The sequence below is a fragment of the Streptomyces sp. NPDC002795 genome, assembly GCF_042888725.1.
In the GTDB taxonomy this organism is placed as follows: domain Bacteria; phylum Actinomycetota; class Actinomycetes; order Streptomycetales; family Streptomycetaceae; genus Streptomyces.
In genome coordinates this window covers 194,602-211,424 of record NZ_JBIAQB010000013.1, presented here as the reverse complement: position 1 = coordinate 211,424, position 16,823 = coordinate 194,602, and the positions used below count along the sequence as shown (strand labels likewise).

Below are 16,823 nucleotides of genomic sequence, written 5' to 3'. Positions count from 1 at the left end.
ACCCGAAGCCTTCCGCCCATGACCGCACAGTTGCCAGGGGCCCGCCACTCGTGGACACAGGGGGGAGACATGCGTAAGGGGCATCCGCCATGGCGGACGCCCCTTACCCGTACAGCGGCTGAAGTGTCAGCCCATGAACTTCTTGAACTCGTCGGGAAGCTCGAAGTCCTTGGCGCTCTGCTGGTCGCCGCCGGGCAGACCGAGTGCGCCGCCGGCCTCGGCGGCGGCCGCGCGCCGGGCGGCCTCATCCTGTTCCTGCTGCTTGCGCTTCATGGGGTTGCCGGAGCGCTGCTTGCCCTTGGCCTTCTTCTGCTGCTTCTTCTGCTTGCCGGGGCCACCGCCCGAGCCGGGCATGCCGGGCATCCCGGGCATGCCGCCGCCCTGGGCCATGCGGGACATCATCTTGCGGGCCTCGAAGAACCGCTCGACCAGATTCTTGACCGCGCTGACCTCGACGCCGGAACCCTTGGCGATACGGGCGCGGCGCGAGCCGTTGATGAGCGTCGGCTCCTGGCGCTCGGTCGGCGTCATCGACTTGATGATGGCGGCCGTGCGGTCGACGTCACGCTCGTCGAGATTGGCGATCTGGTCCTTCATCTGCCCCATGCCCGGCAGCATGCCGAGCAGCTTGGACATGGAGCCCATCTTCCTGACCTGCTCCATCTGCGCCAGGAAGTCGTCGAGCGTGAAGTCCTGGCCCTTCTTGGAGGCCAGCTTGGAGGCCATCTTCTCGGCCTCTTGCTGCGAGAAGGTCTGCTCGGCCTTCTCGATCAGCGTGAGCATGTCGCCCATGCCGAGGATGCGGGACGCCATGCGGTCCGGGTGGAACGCGTCGAAGTCGTCCAGCTTCTCGCCGTTGGAGGCGAACATGATCTGCTTGCCGGTGACGTGCGCGATGGAGAGGGCCGCACCACCGCGGGCGTCACCGTCGAGCTTGGAGAGCACCACGCCGTCGAAGCCGACGCCGTCACGGAAGGCCTCGGCCGTGTTGACCGCGTCCTGACCGATCATGGCGTCGACGACGAAGAGGACCTCGTCCGGCGAGACCGCGTCGCGGATGTCCGCGGCCTGCTGCATCAGCTCCTGGTCGATGCCGAGGCGGCCCGCGGTGTCGACGACGACGACGTCGTAGACCTTGGCCTTGGCGTGCTCGATGGAGTCCTTGGCCACCTTGACCGGGTCGCCCACGCCGTTGCCCGGCTCCGGCGCGTAGATGTCCACGCCCGCCCGCTCGGCGACGACGCTCAGCTGGTTCACGGCGTTCGGGCGCTGGAGGTCACAGGCGACGAGCAGCGGCGAGTGGCCCTGGGACTTGAGCCAGCGGCCCAGCTTGCCCGCGAGGGTCGTCTTACCCGCACCCTGCAGACCCGCGAGCATGATCACGGTCGGGCCGGTCTTGGCGAAGCGCAGCCGGCGGGTCTCGCCACCGAGGATGCCGACGAGCTCCTCGTTGACGATCTTGATGACCTGCTGGGCGGGGTTCAGGGCCTGGGAGACCTCGACGCCGGTCGCCCGCTCCTTGATCTGCTTGATGAAGGCGCGGACGACGGGCAGTGCCACGTCGGCTTCAAGGAGGGCGATCCGGATCTCGCGCGCCGTGGCGTCGATGTCCGCCTCGCTGAGGCGCCCCTTGCCGCGGAGATTCTTGAATGTCGCTGCGAGGCGATCGGAGAGAGTGTCGAACACGGCGGTCGCGAATCCTCGGGTCGGGGGCGTTACGGACAGGTCGCCTTCCAGGGTATCCGTCCGCGGTGCTGTGGTCAGTGGCCCGGTCCCGATGGGCCCCGCGGGCCCATAATTACGGTCCCAGCGGTTCCGTAAATCGGTGCACATCAGTGGCGCCCGACTGGGTAGGCGCTCTCCGGTTTCGACACCACCCCTCCCCTCCGCCCCGGGCCGGGGCGTGCCCGGTCGTGTCCGGAACCGCCACCAGCAGCCGTGCGGCGCACCGCCGTACCCACATCTGAACGCGAACAGGAGCTCACAGATGACCTCCCACTCCACGGACCGGCCGGCACGGCCGGTCCGTAGGCCACCGGCACCCCAAGGGAGGCCGGCGTGAACTTCTTCGACTACTTCCAGGGCAACTGGCCCGACGTGCTCGACGCCACGCTCGCGCACATCCTGCTGGTCCTCGAAGGACTGGCCCTCGCCGTGCTCATCGGCGTCCCGGTGGCGATCCTGACGTACCGGACACGGGCGCCGCGCGCCGCCGTGCTCGGGGCGGCCGGGCTGCTTCTGACGATCCCGTCCTACGCGCTGTTCGGCCTGCTCATCACGCCGCTCGGCCTGGGCGCCGGCCCCTCCGTGGTGGCCCTGACGCTGTACGCGCTGCTGCCCGTCATACGTAACACGGTGGTCGGCCTGCGCGAGCTGGACCCGGCCGTCGTCGAGTCCGCGAACGCGATGGGCATGACGCGGCTGAAGGTGCTCGCCACCATCGAGTTCCCGCTCGCCTGGCCCGTCGTCCTCACCGGCCTGCGGGTCGCGACGCAGATGCTGCTCGGCATCGCCGCGATCGCCGCCGCCGTGAACGGTCCCGGCCTCGGCAAGCTCATCCTCGACGGACTCGCCAGCGCGGGAACCCCGTTCGCCGTCTATCTGACGCTGGAGGGCGCGCTCGCCATCGTCGTCCTCGCGCTGCTCTTCGATCTGCTCTTCGCCCTGCTCAACCGTCTGACCACTCCGAAGGGGGCCACCCGATGATCCGGCTCGACCGGCTGACCAAGTCCTACGCGGGGCAGGAGCGTCCGGCGGTGGACGACCTGACGTTGGAGATCCCCGAGGGGAAGATCGTGGTCTTCGTCGGCCCCTCCGGCTGTGGCAAGACGACGACGATGAAGCTGATCAACCGGCTGATCGAGCCGACGTCCGGCCGCATCCACCTCGCCGGCGAGGACGTCACGCAGATCCCGGTGCACGAGCTGCGCCGCCGCATCGGCTACGCGATCCAGCAGTCCGGGCTCTTCCCGCACCAGACGGTCGCCCAGAACATAGCCACCGTGCCCGGCCTGCTCGGCTGGGACAAGAAACGCGTCCACGCGCGCGTGGACGAGCTGCTCGACATGGTGAGCCTGGACCCGGACACGTACCGCGGCCGCTACCCGAAGCAGCTCTCCGGCGGCCAGCAGCAGCGCGTCGGTGTCGCCCGCGCGCTCGGCGGCGACCCGCAGGTGATGCTCATGGACGAGCCGTTCGGCGCGATCGACCCGCTCAACCGCGAGGCGCTGCAGAACGAGTTCCTCAAGATCCAGTCGAAGCTGCGCAAGACGATCGTCTTCGTCACCCACGACATCGACGAGGCCGTGAAGATGGGCGACAAGATCGCGGTCTTCGCCGAGCACGGAAACGTCGTCCAGTACGACACCCCGGAGAAGATCCTCGCCGAGCCCGCGAGTGAGTTCGTCACCGACTTCATCGGGGCGGGCGCCGCTGTGCGCCGTCTCTCGCTGACCAAGCTCGGGAACGTCGACGTACCGCTGTGGCCCACCGTCACCGAATCGGCGAGCGCCGAGGCGCAGCGGGACGCCGCCGCGGACAGCGACCGCGAGTTCGTGGTGGTCCTGGACGAGGACCGCCGCCCCGTCGGCTGGCTGCCCTCCGACGGTGGCACCCGGCTGCCGCTGATCTCCCCGCTCGGCCCGGGCACGAGCCTGTACGACGCGCTCGACGAGCTGCTCGCCGTGAACGCGTCCGCGCTGACGGTCGTCGACGACATGGGCCGCTACCGCGGCGTCGTCTCCCTCGACACCCTGCGGACGCTGATCCACACCGACAGCGGCTCCGGTCTGCTGCAGGGGGCCCGGCCGTGACCCAGGCACTCGTCGACGGCCTCCCGGCCGCCGCACAGGACACGAAACCGTCGGAACGCACCCGCGTCCTGCCGCCGCTGTGGCGCCTCGCCCTCACCCCGCTCGCCCTCGCCGTGGTCCTCGCCCTGCTCGCCTGGTACGTCTCCGGGCAGCGGAAGGACCAGATCGAGCTGCGCAGCCTGAACGCGGACTACCTGCTCAGCCGCACGCTCACGCACCTCGAACTGACCGCGGTCGCCACGGTCTTCATCCTGGCGATCGCCATCCCGCTCGGCGTGCTGCTCACCCGCCGCTGGGCCCGCCCCCTCGCAGGGCCCGTCCTCGCGGTCGCCAGCATCGGGCAGGCGCTTCCCTCGCTCGGCCTGATCGTGCTGCTCGCGGTGGCCTTCGTCAGCCTCGGGGTGACGCAGATCGCGCTGATCGCGTTCGTCGCGTACGGGGTGCTGCCGGTGCTGCGCAACACCATCGCGGGCCTTCAACAGGTGGATGACTCGATCCTCGAGTCCGCCCAGGGCATGGGCATGACCCGGTGGGAGGTGCTGCGCCGGATCGAACTGCCGCTCGCGGTGCCGGTGATGCTCGCCGGGATCCGTACGGCACTGGTGATCACCGTGGGCACGGTCGCGCTCGCGACGTTCATCGGGGCGGGCGGCCTCGGCGATGTGATCTCGAACGGGATCAACTCCAGCCGCAACCTGGTCCTGGTCACCGGAAGCGTGCTCGTGGCCGTTCTCGCGCTGCTCGTGGACTGGGTCGCCGGGATCGTCGAGAACCTGCTGCGCCCGCGCGGTCTGTGAGAAGGGGCCTGTGAGAGAAGTGAAGACACCCATGCGAAGCGGACAGGGCACGGCGCGCGCCAAGGTCTCGGTCGCCCTGTGCGCGGCCCTGCTCGGCGGCGCCGCGCTGACCGGCTGTTCGGACACCGGCGCGGCCGGCGGATCCTCCGAGAACCTGCCGCGGACGGCGAGCCAGAAGCAGCTCGCCGGCGGCTCGATCGCCAAGGACGTCGACCTGAAGGGCGCGCACTTCGCGGTCGGCTCCAAGGAGTTCACCGAGCAGCAGATCCTCGGCAAGATCACGAAGTACGCGGTCGAGGCGGCAGGGGCGAGCACGAAGGACCAGACGGGCCTTCAGGGCACCTCCATCGCGCGCAGCGCGCTGGAGAGCGGCGACGTCGACATGTACTGGGATTACTCCGGCACCGGCTGGACCCAGTTCCTGCAGCACGACACCCCCGTGCAGGGCAGCGCCGCACAGTTCAGGGCCACGTCGAGCGAGGACCTGAAGAAGCACAAGATCAAGTGGCTGGGTCCCGCGAAGTTCGGCAACCAGTACACGATGGCCCGCGCCTCCGACGCGCAGGGCCGCGCCGGGAAGGTCGACTCGATCAGCGACCTGGCGAAACTGGCGAAGGAGCACCCGCAGGACGCCACGCTCTGCGGGGCCTCGGAGTTCCTTGACCGTGAGCTGGGGGCGCTGGAGCAGAGCCCGTACAAGCTCAAGTTCGGCGCGCCGCAGGTCTACCAGAACGCGTTCGCGCTGAACTTCGTGAACGTGGCGAAGGGCAGCCCCTGCAAGTTCGCCGAGGTGTTCACCACGGACGCCCGCCTGAAGTCCCTGGACCTCAAGGTCCTCGACGACGACAAGGGGCACTTCACGACGGAGCTGGCCGCGCTGACCGTGCGCGACGAGACCGCGAAGAAGTACCCGCAACTCGCGAAGCTGGCGAAGAAGCTCGGTGACGCGCTCACCGAGAAGACCATCATCAAGCTCAACGGCATGGTCGACCTGGAGGGTAAGAGCGCGGAGCAGGCCGCGCTGTACTTCCTGCGTACGAACGGCTTCATCGGCAAGTGACGCGGCAGGGGCCGGGGTTCGCACACCCCGGCCCCCCCGCCCGCTCACCCGTGCAAGGCCTCCTCGACCTGCCGCGCCACGGACACCGCTTCCTTAGAAGGCAGCGGTCCCCCGTCGCCCCCGGCCACGTAGAACGCGTCGACCGCGTTGGCACCCAGCGTCGACACGTGCGCCGAGCGCACCCGCACCCCCGCCACCTCAAGCGCCCGCCCGATGCGGTGCAGCAGGCCCGGCGCGTCGTGCGCCCGCACCTCGATCACCGTCGCCCGCCGTGAGCCCGCGGAGGCCACCGTCACCCGGGCCGGCGGCGCCACCACACCACGCCTGCGCGGATACGCGGCGTCCCGCTCGGCGAGCCGCGCCGCGATGTCGAGCGAGCCGTCGAGGGCCCGTACGAGATCGGCGCGCAGCCGCGCGGCCTGCGGCAGCGAGCCGTACTCGGCGGCGACCCGCCAGTCAAGCAGCAGGGCGATCCCCTCCACGCCCTCCGGCGGCGTCAGCGCCCGCAGCTCCGCCGTCCGCACGGTCAGCCGGTGCATCGCGAGCACCCCGGCGACGGCCGGAAGGACCCCGTCCTGCTCCGGCACCGCGATCACCAGCTCGACGCCGAGCGGCTCCGGTTCCCCGGCCCCCTCCGTCTCGGTCGGCACCGCGTCCGTCTGCGCCCGCAGCGCCAGCACGGGCCCTCCGGTGCGCAGCGCCTCCACCGCGAGCCGCTCCTGCTCGGCCGTCGGTTCGGCGTCGTCCGGATCGACCGGCTCGTCCCCCGCGAGCACCGCCGAGACCCGCTTGACCAGGTCGTCCACCAGCGAGCCGCGCCAGGACGACCAGGCGGCGGGCCCGGTCGCCAGGGCGTCCGCCTCGGTCAGCGCGTGCAGCAGTTCGAGCGTGCCGGCCGAGCCGACCGCGTCCGCGACGGACCGTACGGTCGCCGGGTCGTCCAGGTCGCGCCGCGTGGCGGTCTCGATGAGCAGCAGGTGGTGGCGTACGAGGGAGGCGAGCACGGCGACATCGGCCCGGTCGAAGCCGATCCGCGCGGCGACGTCCCGCGCGATGACCTCGCCCGCGACCGAGTGGTCCCCCGGCCAGCCCTTGCCGATGTCGTGCAGCAGCGCCGCCACGAGCAGCAGGTCGGGCCGGTGCACGCGGCGCGTCAGCTCGGAGGCCCGCACCGCCGTCTCGACGAGATGGCGGTCAACCGTCCACGTGTGCACGGCATTTCGCTGCGGGCGGCACCGCACCCGCTCCCAGTCCGGGATGAGCCGGGTGATCAGCCCCTCGGCCTCAAGGGCCTCCCACACCTCGACGGTCGGGCGCCCCGCGCCGAGCAGCGTGACCAACTGCTCACGGGCCTCTGCTGGCCAGGGCGCGGGGAGCGGCCGGGCGGCGGCCGCAAGGCGGCGCACCGCGTGCAGCGACAGCGGAAGCCCGGCCTGGGCGGCAGCGGCGGCGGCGCGCAGCGGCAGCACCGGGTCGCGCTCGGGCTTGGCGGCGCGGGCGAGCACCACCTCCCCCTCCATCTCGACGACGCCCTCGGCGAGCGGCGAGCGCTCCACCGGCGCGGACTTCCCGCCACCGAGCAGGGACCGCAAACGGGGCTTGGCGGACCGGGACTTGAGCACCCGGCCCACCTCCCGCCAGGTGACGTCACTGGCGTACGACACCGTGCGCGCGGCCTCGTACACCTGCCGCAGCAACGTATCGGCGTCCAACAGGCCGAGTTCCGCGGCGACCTGGTCCTGCTCCTGGAGCGCGAGCCGGTCGGTGGCGCGCCCGGTGGCCAGATGCAGGGCATCCCGTACGTCGAGGAGCCGGCGCCGCGCGTCGGCGAGGCCTTCGCGGGGCGCGTCCGCGAGCCATGAGGCGGCGACGGCGCGCAGTGCGGTGGCGTCCCGAAGCCCGCCCCGCGCCTCCTTCAGGTCGGGTTCGAGGAGGAACTGCAACTCGCCCTGGCGGTCGGCCCGTTCCTCGCACAGCTCACGCAGTTCGGGCAGCCGCTTGAGCGCCTGGTTGCGCCAGTCCGCGAGCACCGCGGTACGCAGGCCCGCCGTGAGCCCGAGGTCACCCGCGAGATGCCGGGCGTCGAGCAGGCCGAGCTGCACCTTGAGGTCGTCGCCCGCGGTCTTGCGCGCCTGCGCCGGCGTACGGACGGAGTGGTCGAGGGCGAGGCCCAGGTCCCACACCGGGTACCAGATGCGGTCGGCGAGCGCGGCGACCTCCCCCAGGTCCGCCGAGCCGTCGTGCAGCAGGAGCAGGTCGAGGTCGCTGCGCGGGGAGAGTTCGCCGCGGCCGTACCCGCCGACCGCGACGAGCGAGACGCCCGGCGCCCCGGCGCCGAAGAGCCCGGCGAGCCATTCGTCGGTCAGCTCCGCGAGGGCGGCACGGCGCGGCGGCCCGGACCGCGCCTCGCTCTGGAGGAGGCGCAGCCGGGCCGCCGCGTAGCCGCTGGGTCCGGAATCCTCTGATTCAGCACGTACGTCGTTCACGCTCGTCACCCGGCGGCTCCCGCTTCCGTCCATGAAAGATCCGTTACAGCGCGTCCGGGCCGCGTTCGCCGGTGCGCACCCGCACGGCCGTCTCGACGGGGACCGCCCAGACCTTGCCGTCGCCGATCTTGCCGGTCCGCGCGGCCTTCACCACGACATCGAGCAGTTCCTCGGCGTCGTCGTCCTCGACCAGGACCTCAATACGGATCTTGGGTACCAGGTCGACGGTGTACTCGGCGCCGCGGTAGACCTCGGTGTGCCCGCGCTGACGGCCGTATCCGCTGGCCTCGGTCACGGTCAGGCCCTGGACGCCGAAGGCCTGGAGGGCTTCCTTGATCTCGTCGAGCCGGTGCGGCTTGACGACGGCGGTGATCAGCTTCATGCGTCGACCTTCTTGTCCTGGGAAACCTGCGGGGTGACCGGGGCGGGGGCCGCCTGGCGGGACGTGGTGCCGCCGCCCGCGCCGCTGTAGTCGTACGCGGTCTCGGCGTGCTCGGCCTGGTCGATGCCGGAGACCTCGTCGTCCTCGTCGACCCGCATGCCGATGGTCTTGTCGAGGACGAAGGCGAGGACCGCGGAGACGATCAGCGAGTAGGCGAGGACGCCTCCGACGCCCGCGCACTGCTTCCAGAACTGGTCGAGGCCGCCGCCGTAGAACAGTCCCGCCACGTCGGACTGGCCGCCGCCCGTGGCGAAGAGGCCGACGAGCAGGGAGCCGACGACGCCGCCGACCAGGTGGACGCCGACGACGTCGAGCGAGTCGTCGTAGCCGAACCTGTACTTGAGGCCCACGGCCAGCGCGCACAGGACTCCGGCGACGGCGCCGATGGCGATCGCGCCGAGCGGCGAGCAGGAACCACCTGAAGGAGTGATCGCGACAAGCCCTGCGACGGCACCGGAGGCGGCGCCGAGCGAGGTGCACGCGCCGTGCCGGATCTTCTCGTAGGCCAGCCAGGCGAGCATGGCGGCGGCGGTCGCGACCTGTGTGTTGATGAACATCAGCGCGCCGACGCCGTCATCGTTGCCGAGCCACGAGCCGGCGTTGAAGCCGAACCAGCCGAACCACAGCAGACCGGCGCCGAGCATCGTCCACGGCAGCGAGTGCGGCCGCATCGGGTCCTTCTTGAAGCCGACGCGCTTGCCGATCACGAGGATCACGCCGAGCGCGGCGGCGCCCGCGTTGATGTGCACGGCCGTGCCGCCCGCGAAGTCGATCACGCCGAGCTCGAAGGCCCAGCCACCGGTCCCCCACACCCAGTGCGCGACCGGGAAGTACACGATCGTGGCCCACAGCGCGATGAACAGCGCCCAGGCGCTGAACTTCACGCGGTCCGCGAGCGCGCCGCTGATCAGCGCGGGCGTGAGCACCGCGAACATCAGCTGGAAGACGGCGAAGACGTAGACCGGGATCGTGTAGCCGTCCCAGAGCTGGGTGAGGCCGATCCCGCTGAGGCCGACGAAGTCGCCGTCCCAGCCGATGAGCGAGCCCTTGTCGGTGCCGAACGCGACGGAGAAGCCGTACAGAACCCACAGGATCGTCACGATCCCGAGGCTGATGAAGCTCATCATCAACATGTTCAGGGTGCTCTTGACGCGGACCATGCCTCCGTAGAAGAAGGCCAGGCCCGGGGTCATCAGCATCACCAGGGCGGAACAAATAAGCATGAAGCCTGTATTGGCGGGCGACAGTGTGGGTGCGTCTGCCGCCAGCGTGATGGCTGGAGCCATCGGCGTCTCCTCGTCATCGGGCCGGTTATGCGCCATGACATTGCTGCAGCGCCGTTTCCGTTCGGGCCCCTTGATGTTTCGCCGCAGTGACGAAGAGCTCGCGGGTGTTACGGGTGAATGAAATGCCTGAAACAGGCCGGCCACGGCCGCCGTCCGCGATGACCTGGCGTAGGGGAGCCGAGTCGGGCTGTTTCGGGACGGTGGCCGTGGCCGGGGTTCGTGGGGGTGATCCCCCGCCGTCAGACCGCGGCTTCCGCGGTCTCCGGCAGGTGGATCGCGAGCTGTTCGGTGAGGTCGATGACCTCGGCGACATCGCCGAAGTCGCGCGTCGCGTTGTCGACGGTCTTACGGATCCGGGTGTTGACCCGCTCCGAGCGCACCTTCCTGGCGATCTCCAGGGCCCGCCCCGCGAGCACCGTGGACTGCTCGGGCTCCTTCTGCAGGAGGTGCACCGTGGCCATCCCGATCAGGTTCAGTGCGTACGAACGCTGGTGCTCGGAGTCCTTCCCGAACAGCTCGACGGCGCGCTTCATCACGGGCTCGGCCATCGACGCGTACGTGGGGCTGCGGCCCGCCACGTAGGCGAGGTCCCGGTACGAGTGGCTGTTCTCGCCGTGCAGTTCGGCCTCGGAGAAGAAGCGGATCCAGTCGGGGTCCGGCTCGTCCCAGTCGTCGGCGTCGGTGAAGGTGTCCTCGGCCATCCGCACGGCGCGCTTGCACTTGCCGGGCTGCCCCATGCTCGCGTAGGCGCGGGCCTCCATCGCATACAGCATGGACTGGGTGCGGGGGCTGGCGCAGTCTCGACTGCCGTACTGGGCGAGGTGGATGAGTTCGAGGGCGTCGTCGGGCCGGCCGAGGTGGATCATCTGCCGGCTCATGCTGCTGAGCACGTACGAGCCCAGCGGCTTGTCGCCCGCTTCCTTGGAGGCGTGCAGGGCGAGCACGAAGTACTTCTGGGCGGTGGGCTGCAGGCCGACGTCGTAGCTCATCCAGCCGGCCAGCTCGGCGAGTTCGGCGGCGACCTTGAACAGGCGGCGCGTCGTCTCCTCCGGCTGCGGCTCCTGCAACAGGTCGGTCACCTCGTGGAGCTGGCCGACGACGGCCTTGCGGCGCAGTCCGCCGCCGCACTGGGCGTCCCACTGGCGGAACATCACCGTGGTCGATTCGAGGAGGTCCAACTCCGGCTTCGAGAGCCGGTTCCCACGACGCTGCGTGACCGGCTCCGGCCTGGCCGAACCGCCGGGGGTCGGCACCAGCCAGCGCTGCATCGGCTCGATCAGCGAGGGGCCCGCGGCGAGCGCGAGGGAGCTGCCGAGGAAGCCGCGGCGCGCGAGCATCAGGTCACTGCGCGAGAACTCGCCGATGAGCGCCACGGTCTGGGGGGCGGTCCAGGGCAGATCGACGCCGGACACCGAGGGCGCCTGGTGCGCGGCGCGCAGGCCGAGGTCCTCGACGGCGACGACGCAGCCGAAGCGCTCGGAGAACAGCTCGCTGAGGATCCGCGGAATCGGCTCGCGCGGGTTCTCCCCGTCGAGCCATCGGCGTACGCGGGAGGTGTCCGTGGAGATGTGGTTCGCACCCAACTGCCGGGCCCGTCGGTTCACTTGGCGCGCCAGCTCGCCCTTGGACCAGCCACTGCGCACGAACCACGAACCGAGCAGCTCGTTCGGGCGCTTCTCGGCGTTCGTGACGCCACCGCCGCTGCCGCCCACTGGAACGCCCCCATCCCTCAGTCCATCTGATGCCACTGCCCGCAAGCCCTACCAGGATGCCGTCAAACCAGGCTCCCCGTCCGGCAGTTGTCACTCCTCGAACAGGAAACCGACTTGCCTGCGGCATACCCACGAGTACACGTACCCTCAGGGCTCGTGCACTGAAAGTAATCCTACGATCACCCCTCCGGCGAGGGCGAACACGGAAACGCCACCATTCGCCACCCCTTCGAATGAACCCAACAGTGGCCGCACACGATTCACTTGACATCGGACAGCCGGAAGTAGGCGAACCAGGGTGAACAGGGGCGCGCACCACGGAGCGCACCACCCCTCAGACCAACGAGCCCCGGTCCGGCCAGGTCGGCACACACGTCGGGTAACGATCCGAGTCCGCCGCGTAACCACCGGCGCACGGGATGTGTTGGAGGGGGCATGGGCTTCACGATCGGCGGCATGCGCGAGATGCGCACCGGCTCACGTCGCCGCGGCCGCACGTCCGGCCGCGCTTCGGACTGCACCACGGTGGCGGAGTTCACCGGCCTCTGGGGCTGGGACGTGGTGCCGGGCGCCCGCGCCGTCGACTCCCAGTGCTCCTGCGGAAAGGCCGGCTGTCCGGCCCCCGGGGCCCATCCCCTCGACCCGGCCGCGGTGGTGCCGGCGGGGGCCACGCTCGGCGAAGTGACCGAGTCCTGGGGCCGGTTCCCCGGCGCCGCGGTGCTGCTGCCGGCCGGCCGGGCCTTCGACGTGATCGACGTGCCGGAGGCCGCGGGCCGCCGCGCCCTGATCCGCCTGGAGCGCATGGGCGTCCCCCTCGGCCCGGTCATCGCCACCCCGCAGGGCCGCGCCCACTTCTTCGTGGCGCCGGGCGCCGCGGCCGAACTCCCCACGCTGCTCTACCGGACGGGCTGGGACGACGCCGCCCTCGACCTGCACGCGCTGGGCGCGGGGTGCTACGTCACGGCCCCGCCCTCGGACCGCGGCGGCCTCGGCCCGACGACCTGGCTGCGCGCGCCGTCCCTCGACACGGCGAGCCGGCCGCCGCAGGCGAGGCTGCTGTTGGGCACGCTGGCGTACGTGGCCCATCGCTCACCCTGCGCGTAGGTACGTGGGCTCGGACCCAGCCCAAAATCGGACCCAGCCCAAAAAAAGGCCGCGGCCGTTCTGCTCACCGAAGAGCAGCCACGACCGCGGTCTCCCGCACCGAAGCGCAGCGCCTACTCGCCGATAAGCGCATCCACGAACGCCTCCGGCTCGAACGGCGCCAGGTCGTCGGGACCCTCGCCGAGACCCACGAGCTTGACCGGCACGCCCAGCTCCCGCTGCACGGCCACGACGATGCCGCCCTTGGCCGTACCGTCCAGCTTGGTCAGCACGATGCCCGTGATGTCGACGACCTCGGCGAACACGCGCGCCTGGACCAGACCGTTCTGCCCGGTCGTCGCGTCGAGGACGAGCAGCACCTCGTCGAGCGGAGCGTGCTTCTCCACGACCCGCTTGACCTTGCCGAGCTCGTCCATGAGTCCGGTCTTGGTGTGCAGTCGCCCGGCGGTGTCGATCAGGACGACGTCGGCGCCCTCCTCGATGCCCTCCTTGACGGAGTCGAAGGCGACAGAGGCCGGGTCACCGCCCTCGGGGCCGCGCACGGTGCGCGCACCGACCCGCTCGCCCCACGTCTGCAGCTGGTCGGCGGCGGCCGCGCGGAAGGTGTCCGCGGCGCCGAGCACCACGTTCTTGCCGTCGGCGACGAGCACACGCGCGAGCTTGCCCGTGGTGGTGGTCTTGCCGGTGCCGTTGACGCCGACGACCATCACGATGCCGGGCGTCGTGCCCTCGGAGGCGAACCCCTCGGTCTTCACGGTGCGGTCGAACTCGGGGACGAGCAGCTTGAGGAGCTCCTCGCGCAGCAGCGCGCGCAGCTCGTCCGGCGTGCGGGTGCCGAGCACCTTGACGCGCTCGCGGAGGTTCTCGACGAGCTCCTGGGTGGGCTGCACGCCGACGTCGGCGGTGAGCAGCGTGTCCTCGATCTCCTCCCACGTGTCCTCGTCGAGGTGCTCGCGGGACAGGAGGGTGAGCAGGCCCTTGCCCAGCGCGTTCTGCGACCGGGAAAGGCGGGCGCGCAGCCGCACGAGGCGGCCCGCGGTCGGCTCCGGTACCTCGACCTCGGGAGCGGCGGGCTCCTCGACGGCCGGGGCCTCGGGTTCTTCCTCTACGGCCGGCTCGGCGGTGGGGAGGTCGACCTCTTCGATCGTGCGCCGCGCTTCGTCGCGCGGCGTCTCGGCCTCTTCGCCGACGTGCGGCTCTGTGGGCGGGGCGGTGGTGATGTCGGGCGCCGACGGCGGGGGCGGGGGCAGCTGCTTCTTCTTGCGGCTGCCGATCACGAGCCCGCCGAGCGCGCCGATCACGACCACGGCGATGACTACAGCAAGGATGACGGTTTCCATATCCCGTCCAGTATCAGTCATGGGCCCCGTCCGGGCAGTGTTCGTTCCTTCCTCCAAAGGACAAAGGGCTCTGACGGGTCGGACTCGGACTAAAGTACGATGGCTGTCGTCGCATCAACGCGCGTAGAGTCCAACGCGATCAGGACACCACGCCGGATCACGACACCACTCCACAAGGGCCCTGCGGGCCCGTCACCCCCCACCGGCTCTCCGTCCCCCACGGCCGGGCCGAGCGAGAGGCACGGAACCCCACCGCATGAGCAAGACCGCCGAAGCCGAAGGCGCGCTGGAGACACGCGGCATCGAGCCCGTCCCCGACGCCGAGCGCACCGCCAAGACCCGCGAGCTCTTCCCCACCTGGGTCGCCGCCAACATCAGCGTGCTTCTGCTCACGATGGGCGCCAGCCTCGTCGTGACGTACAAGCTGAACTTCTGGCAGGCCATCGTCGTCGCCATCGCGGCGCCGATCGTGTCGTACGGCCTCGTGGGCCTGATCGGCATCGCCGGCAAGCGCGGCGGCGCGCCCGGCATGGCGCTGTCCCGCGCGGTGTTCGGGCAGCGCGGCAATCTGCTGCCCGGCTCGCTGATCTGGGTCGCACGCTGGGGCTGGGAGACGATCAACGCGGTGACCGGCGCGTACGCCGTGCTCACCGTCCTGGACATCCTGTTCGGCATCAAGCAGAACAACTTCCTGGTGATCCTCACCCTGCTGCTGTTCGTGTGCGTGACGTTCGCGATCTCGGGCCTCGGCATCAACGTCGTGCAGATGTGCAACAAGTACGCGACGTTCCTGTTCGGCATCTTCTCGGTCCTGGTGCTGGTCTACCTGGTCATCAACACCGACTGGTCCGAGGTCTTCGGGCAGCCCGCGGGGAAGACGTCCCTGATGGTCGCGGGCATCGGCATGATCGCCGCGGGTGGCGTCAGCTGGATCCCGTCCTCCCCCGACTTCACGCGCTATCTGCCGCGCACCGCCTCCACCAAGGGCATCATCGGGAACTCGATCGGCGGCGCCGGCATCGTCGTGCTGCCGATGGTCCTGATGGGCTCCGTGATGGCGGTCTCCACCCCGGACCTGGCCTCCGCCCAGGACCCGGTCTCCTTCCTCGGCGAGATCCTGCCGATGTGGATCGCGGTGCCGTACCTGCTGATCGCCCTGGTCGGCATGCTGCTGATCAACGCCATGTCGATGTACTCGGCCGGCTTCACGGCGCAGACCCTCGGCTTCAAGGTGCCGCGCCACTGGGCCGTCTCCATCAACGCGCTGATCTCGCTGGTCTTCGGCGCCATCCTGATGCTGGTCGCGACGAGCTTCATGGGCTCGTTCATCTCCTTCCTCTCGCTGCTCGCCGTGGCCTTCTCGGCCTGGGTCGGCGTCTTCGGCGCGGACATGTTCAAGCGCAGGCACTACGACGCCGCGGCCCTGATCGACACCACCCGCACCAGCGCCTACTGGTACAAGGGCGGCTTCTCCCCCGCCGCGTGCGTCGCCTGGGCGGTCGGCCTGGTCGTCGGCCTGCTGTTCACGTCGTCGACCTGGTTCTCCGGGCCGCTCGCCACGAACAACTTCGTCGGTGAGTACGGTCTCGGCTGGGTCGTCACGATCATCGTCTCCGGCCTGCTGTATCTGGCGCTGCCCAAGCCGGCCGACACCACGAAGGCTCCGGAGGAGTCCGAGGCCGCCGAGGCCATGGCCTCCTGACGCTCCGTCAGCTAACGTCCCCCTCCACGCATCCGGCTCCACGCCTCGCGGAGGGGGACTTTTCCATGCCCGTGTCCGTCGTACGGTTCAACCTCGTCGACCCCGCCGGCACACCCGAGACGCTCGCCGCCCGCTACCAGGCGGCCGTCGAGATGGCCCGCTACGCCGACGAGCAGGGCATCGACACGGTGCAGACCGAGGAGCACCACGGCGTCGCCAACAACTGGCTGCCCTCGCCCTTCACCTTCGCGGGCGCCGTCCTCGGGGCCACGAAGCGCATCGCGGTCACCGTCTCCGCGATCATCGGCCCGCTGCACGACCCGCTCCGCCTCGCCGAGGACATCGCCGTGCTCGACCTGGTCAGCGGCGGCCGTCTGGTGACGGTCTCCGGGATCGGCTACCGGCCGGAGGAGTACGCACAGTTCGACGTGGAGTGGAAGCGGCGCGGCAAGCTCCAGGACGAGCTGCTGGAAACGCTGCTCAAGGCCTGGACCGGCGAGGAGTTCACCTTCCGCGGGCGCCGGGTCCGCGTCACCCCGCGCCCGTTCACCCAGCCGCACCCACTGCTCCTGGTCGGCGGCTCCTCACAGGCGGCCGCGCGCCGGGCGGCCCGGCTCGGCCTCCCCTTCTTCCCGAGCGCGCATCTGCCGGAGATCGAGGCGTACTACAAGGAACGCCTTGAGGAGTACGGGACCGAGGGCTGGACCATGATGCCCGGGAAGGTGACCCCGCTCCTGCACCTGTCCGAGGACCCGGACCGCACCTGGGCCACGCACGGCGAACACTTCCTGCACGAGGCGCGGACGTACGCGTCCTGGCAGTCGGGGGACATCAAGTCCGCGGTGAAGTCCGGGGCCTCGACGGTGGAGGAGCTGCGCGCCGAGGGCGTGTACCGGATCCTCACGCCCGACGAGTGCGTGGCGCAGGGGCTCGACAACTACATCCTGCATCCGCTCTCCGGCGGCATGCCCCTGGACGAGGGCCGCCGCAGCCTCCAGCTGTACTGCGAAAACGTACTGCCCCGGCTGAAGGACCAGTCGTAGGTCCTTCGGCCGGGGCAGTGACGGCAGCGGGGAGATGGC

13 protein-coding genes are annotated in these 16,823 nt (G+C 70.5%); 7 read left to right on the top strand and 6 right to left on the bottom strand.

From position 1 onward, the window contains the following. Positions 1–126 precede the first annotated feature (126 nt). Positions 127–1,686, bottom strand: coding sequence for a signal recognition particle protein (ffh, locus tag ACFYWS_RS33610; RefSeq protein WP_389282724.1), 1,560 nt, complete (start codon positions 1,684–1,686; stop codon positions 127–129). Positions 1,687–2,058: 372 nt separating this feature from the next. Here ffh and ACFYWS_RS33605 point away from each other — a divergent pair, with 372 nt between their 5' ends. From ACFYWS_RS33605 to ACFYWS_RS33590, 4 genes are read left to right on the top strand one after another with little or no spacing between them, the layout of a single operon-like run. After that, on the top strand, positions 2,059–2,706 hold the full coding sequence (locus ACFYWS_RS33605) for an ABC transporter permease (RefSeq protein WP_389282722.1): 648 nt from the start codon (positions 2,059–2,061) through the stop codon (positions 2,704–2,706). Beyond that, positions 2,703–3,812 carry an ABC transporter ATP-binding protein gene (locus ACFYWS_RS33600; RefSeq protein WP_389282720.1) on the top strand — a complete coding sequence of 370 codons (1,110 nt, stop codon included), beginning with the start codon at positions 2,703–2,705 and terminating at the stop codon, positions 3,810–3,812. Before ACFYWS_RS33605 ends, ACFYWS_RS33600 begins: the two co-directional genes overlap by 4 nt. After that, complete coding sequence (locus ACFYWS_RS33595; RefSeq protein WP_389282719.1) at positions 3,809–4,609, top strand: ABC transporter permease; 801 nt, start codon at positions 3,809–3,811, stop codon at positions 4,607–4,609. The genes ACFYWS_RS33600 and ACFYWS_RS33595 overlap by 4 nt, the downstream gene beginning before the upstream one ends. A gap of 31 nt (positions 4,610–4,640) precedes the next feature. Next, entirely contained in the window at positions 4,641–5,669 is a 1,029-nt protein-coding gene (locus ACFYWS_RS33590) for a glycine betaine ABC transporter substrate-binding protein (protein ID WP_389282717.1), read from the top strand. Between the two features lie 44 nt (positions 5,670–5,713). On the opposite strand, the gene ACFYWS_RS33585 is transcribed toward ACFYWS_RS33590, so the two are convergent. The 4 genes from ACFYWS_RS33585 to ACFYWS_RS33570 all read right to left on the bottom strand — a co-directional run bounded on the left by ACFYWS_RS33585 (position 5,714) and on the right by ACFYWS_RS33570 (position 11,595). Next, the gene (locus ACFYWS_RS33585) at positions 5,714–8,188 is read right to left on the bottom strand and encodes a [protein-PII] uridylyltransferase (RefSeq protein WP_389282715.1); all 2,475 of its coding nucleotides are present in this window, start codon (positions 8,186–8,188) and stop codon (positions 5,714–5,716) included. A gap of 10 nt (positions 8,189–8,198) precedes the next feature. Next, the gene (locus ACFYWS_RS33580; protein WP_326015327.1) at positions 8,199–8,537 is read right to left on the bottom strand and encodes a P-II family nitrogen regulator; all 339 of its coding nucleotides are present in this window, start codon (positions 8,535–8,537) and stop codon (positions 8,199–8,201) included. Then, entirely contained in the window at positions 8,534–9,883 is a 1,350-nt protein-coding gene (locus ACFYWS_RS33575) for an ammonium transporter (protein WP_389282713.1), read from the bottom strand. Before ACFYWS_RS33575 ends, ACFYWS_RS33580 begins: the two co-directional genes overlap by 4 nt. Before the next feature lie 239 nt (positions 9,884–10,122). Next, positions 10,123–11,595, bottom strand: a complete 1,473-nt coding sequence (locus tag ACFYWS_RS33570; RefSeq protein WP_389282712.1) for a hypothetical protein — start codon at positions 11,593–11,595, stop codon at positions 10,123–10,125. A 435-nt stretch (positions 11,596–12,030) separates the two neighbouring features. On the opposite strand from ACFYWS_RS33570, the gene ACFYWS_RS33565 reads away from it, so the two are divergent. Beyond that, entirely contained in the window at positions 12,031–12,699 is a 669-nt protein-coding gene (locus ACFYWS_RS33565; RefSeq protein WP_389282710.1) for a bifunctional DNA primase/polymerase, read from the top strand. 113 nt (positions 12,700–12,812) lie between these two features. On the opposite strand, the gene ftsY is transcribed toward ACFYWS_RS33565, so the two are convergent. Next, on the bottom strand, positions 12,813–14,039 hold the full coding sequence (ftsY, locus tag ACFYWS_RS33560; protein WP_389282708.1) for a signal recognition particle-docking protein FtsY: 1,227 nt from the start codon (positions 14,037–14,039) through the stop codon (positions 12,813–12,815). A gap of 256 nt (positions 14,040–14,295) precedes the next feature. On the opposite strand from ftsY, the gene ACFYWS_RS33555 reads away from it, so the two are divergent. Further along, positions 14,296–15,741 (top strand): cytosine permease, encoded by a 1,446-nt coding sequence (locus ACFYWS_RS33555; RefSeq protein WP_389282706.1) that lies wholly within the window; start codon positions 14,296–14,298, stop codon positions 15,739–15,741. A 65-nt stretch (positions 15,742–15,806) separates the two neighbouring features. Next, positions 15,807–16,784, top strand: a complete 978-nt coding sequence (locus ACFYWS_RS33550) for an LLM class flavin-dependent oxidoreductase (RefSeq protein ID WP_389282705.1) — start codon at positions 15,807–15,809, stop codon at positions 16,782–16,784. Positions 16,785–16,823: the final 39 nt, after the last annotated feature.

Excerpts from the sequence above, each read along its gene's own strand:
- ACFYWS_RS33555 (WP_389282706.1), top strand. The coding sequence starts at position 14,296 with ATGAGCAAGACCGCCGAAGCCGAAGGCGCGCTGGAGACACGCGGCATC.
- ACFYWS_RS33590 (WP_389282717.1), top strand. The coding sequence starts at position 4,641 with ATGCGAAGCGGACAGGGCACGGCGCGCGCCAAGGTCTCGGTCGCCCTG.
- ACFYWS_RS33580 (WP_326015327.1), bottom strand. The coding sequence starts at position 8,537 with ATGAAGCTGATCACCGCCGTCGTCAAGCCGCACCGGCTCGACGAGATC.
- ACFYWS_RS33565 (WP_389282710.1), top strand. The coding sequence starts at position 12,031 with ATGGGCTTCACGATCGGCGGCATGCGCGAGATGCGCACCGGCTCACGT.
- ACFYWS_RS33585 (WP_389282715.1), bottom strand. The coding sequence starts at position 8,188 with ATGGACGGAAGCGGGAGCCGCCGGGTGACGAGCGTGAACGACGTACGT.
- ftsY (WP_389282708.1), bottom strand. The coding sequence starts at position 14,039 with ATGGAAACCGTCATCCTTGCTGTAGTCATCGCCGTGGTCGTGATCGGC.
- ACFYWS_RS33600 (WP_389282720.1), top strand. The coding sequence starts at position 2,703 with ATGATCCGGCTCGACCGGCTGACCAAGTCCTACGCGGGGCAGGAGCGT.
- ACFYWS_RS33550 (WP_389282705.1), top strand. The coding sequence starts at position 15,807 with ATGCCCGTGTCCGTCGTACGGTTCAACCTCGTCGACCCCGCCGGCACA.
- ACFYWS_RS33575 (WP_389282713.1), bottom strand. The coding sequence starts at position 9,883 with ATGGCTCCAGCCATCACGCTGGCGGCAGACGCACCCACACTGTCGCCC.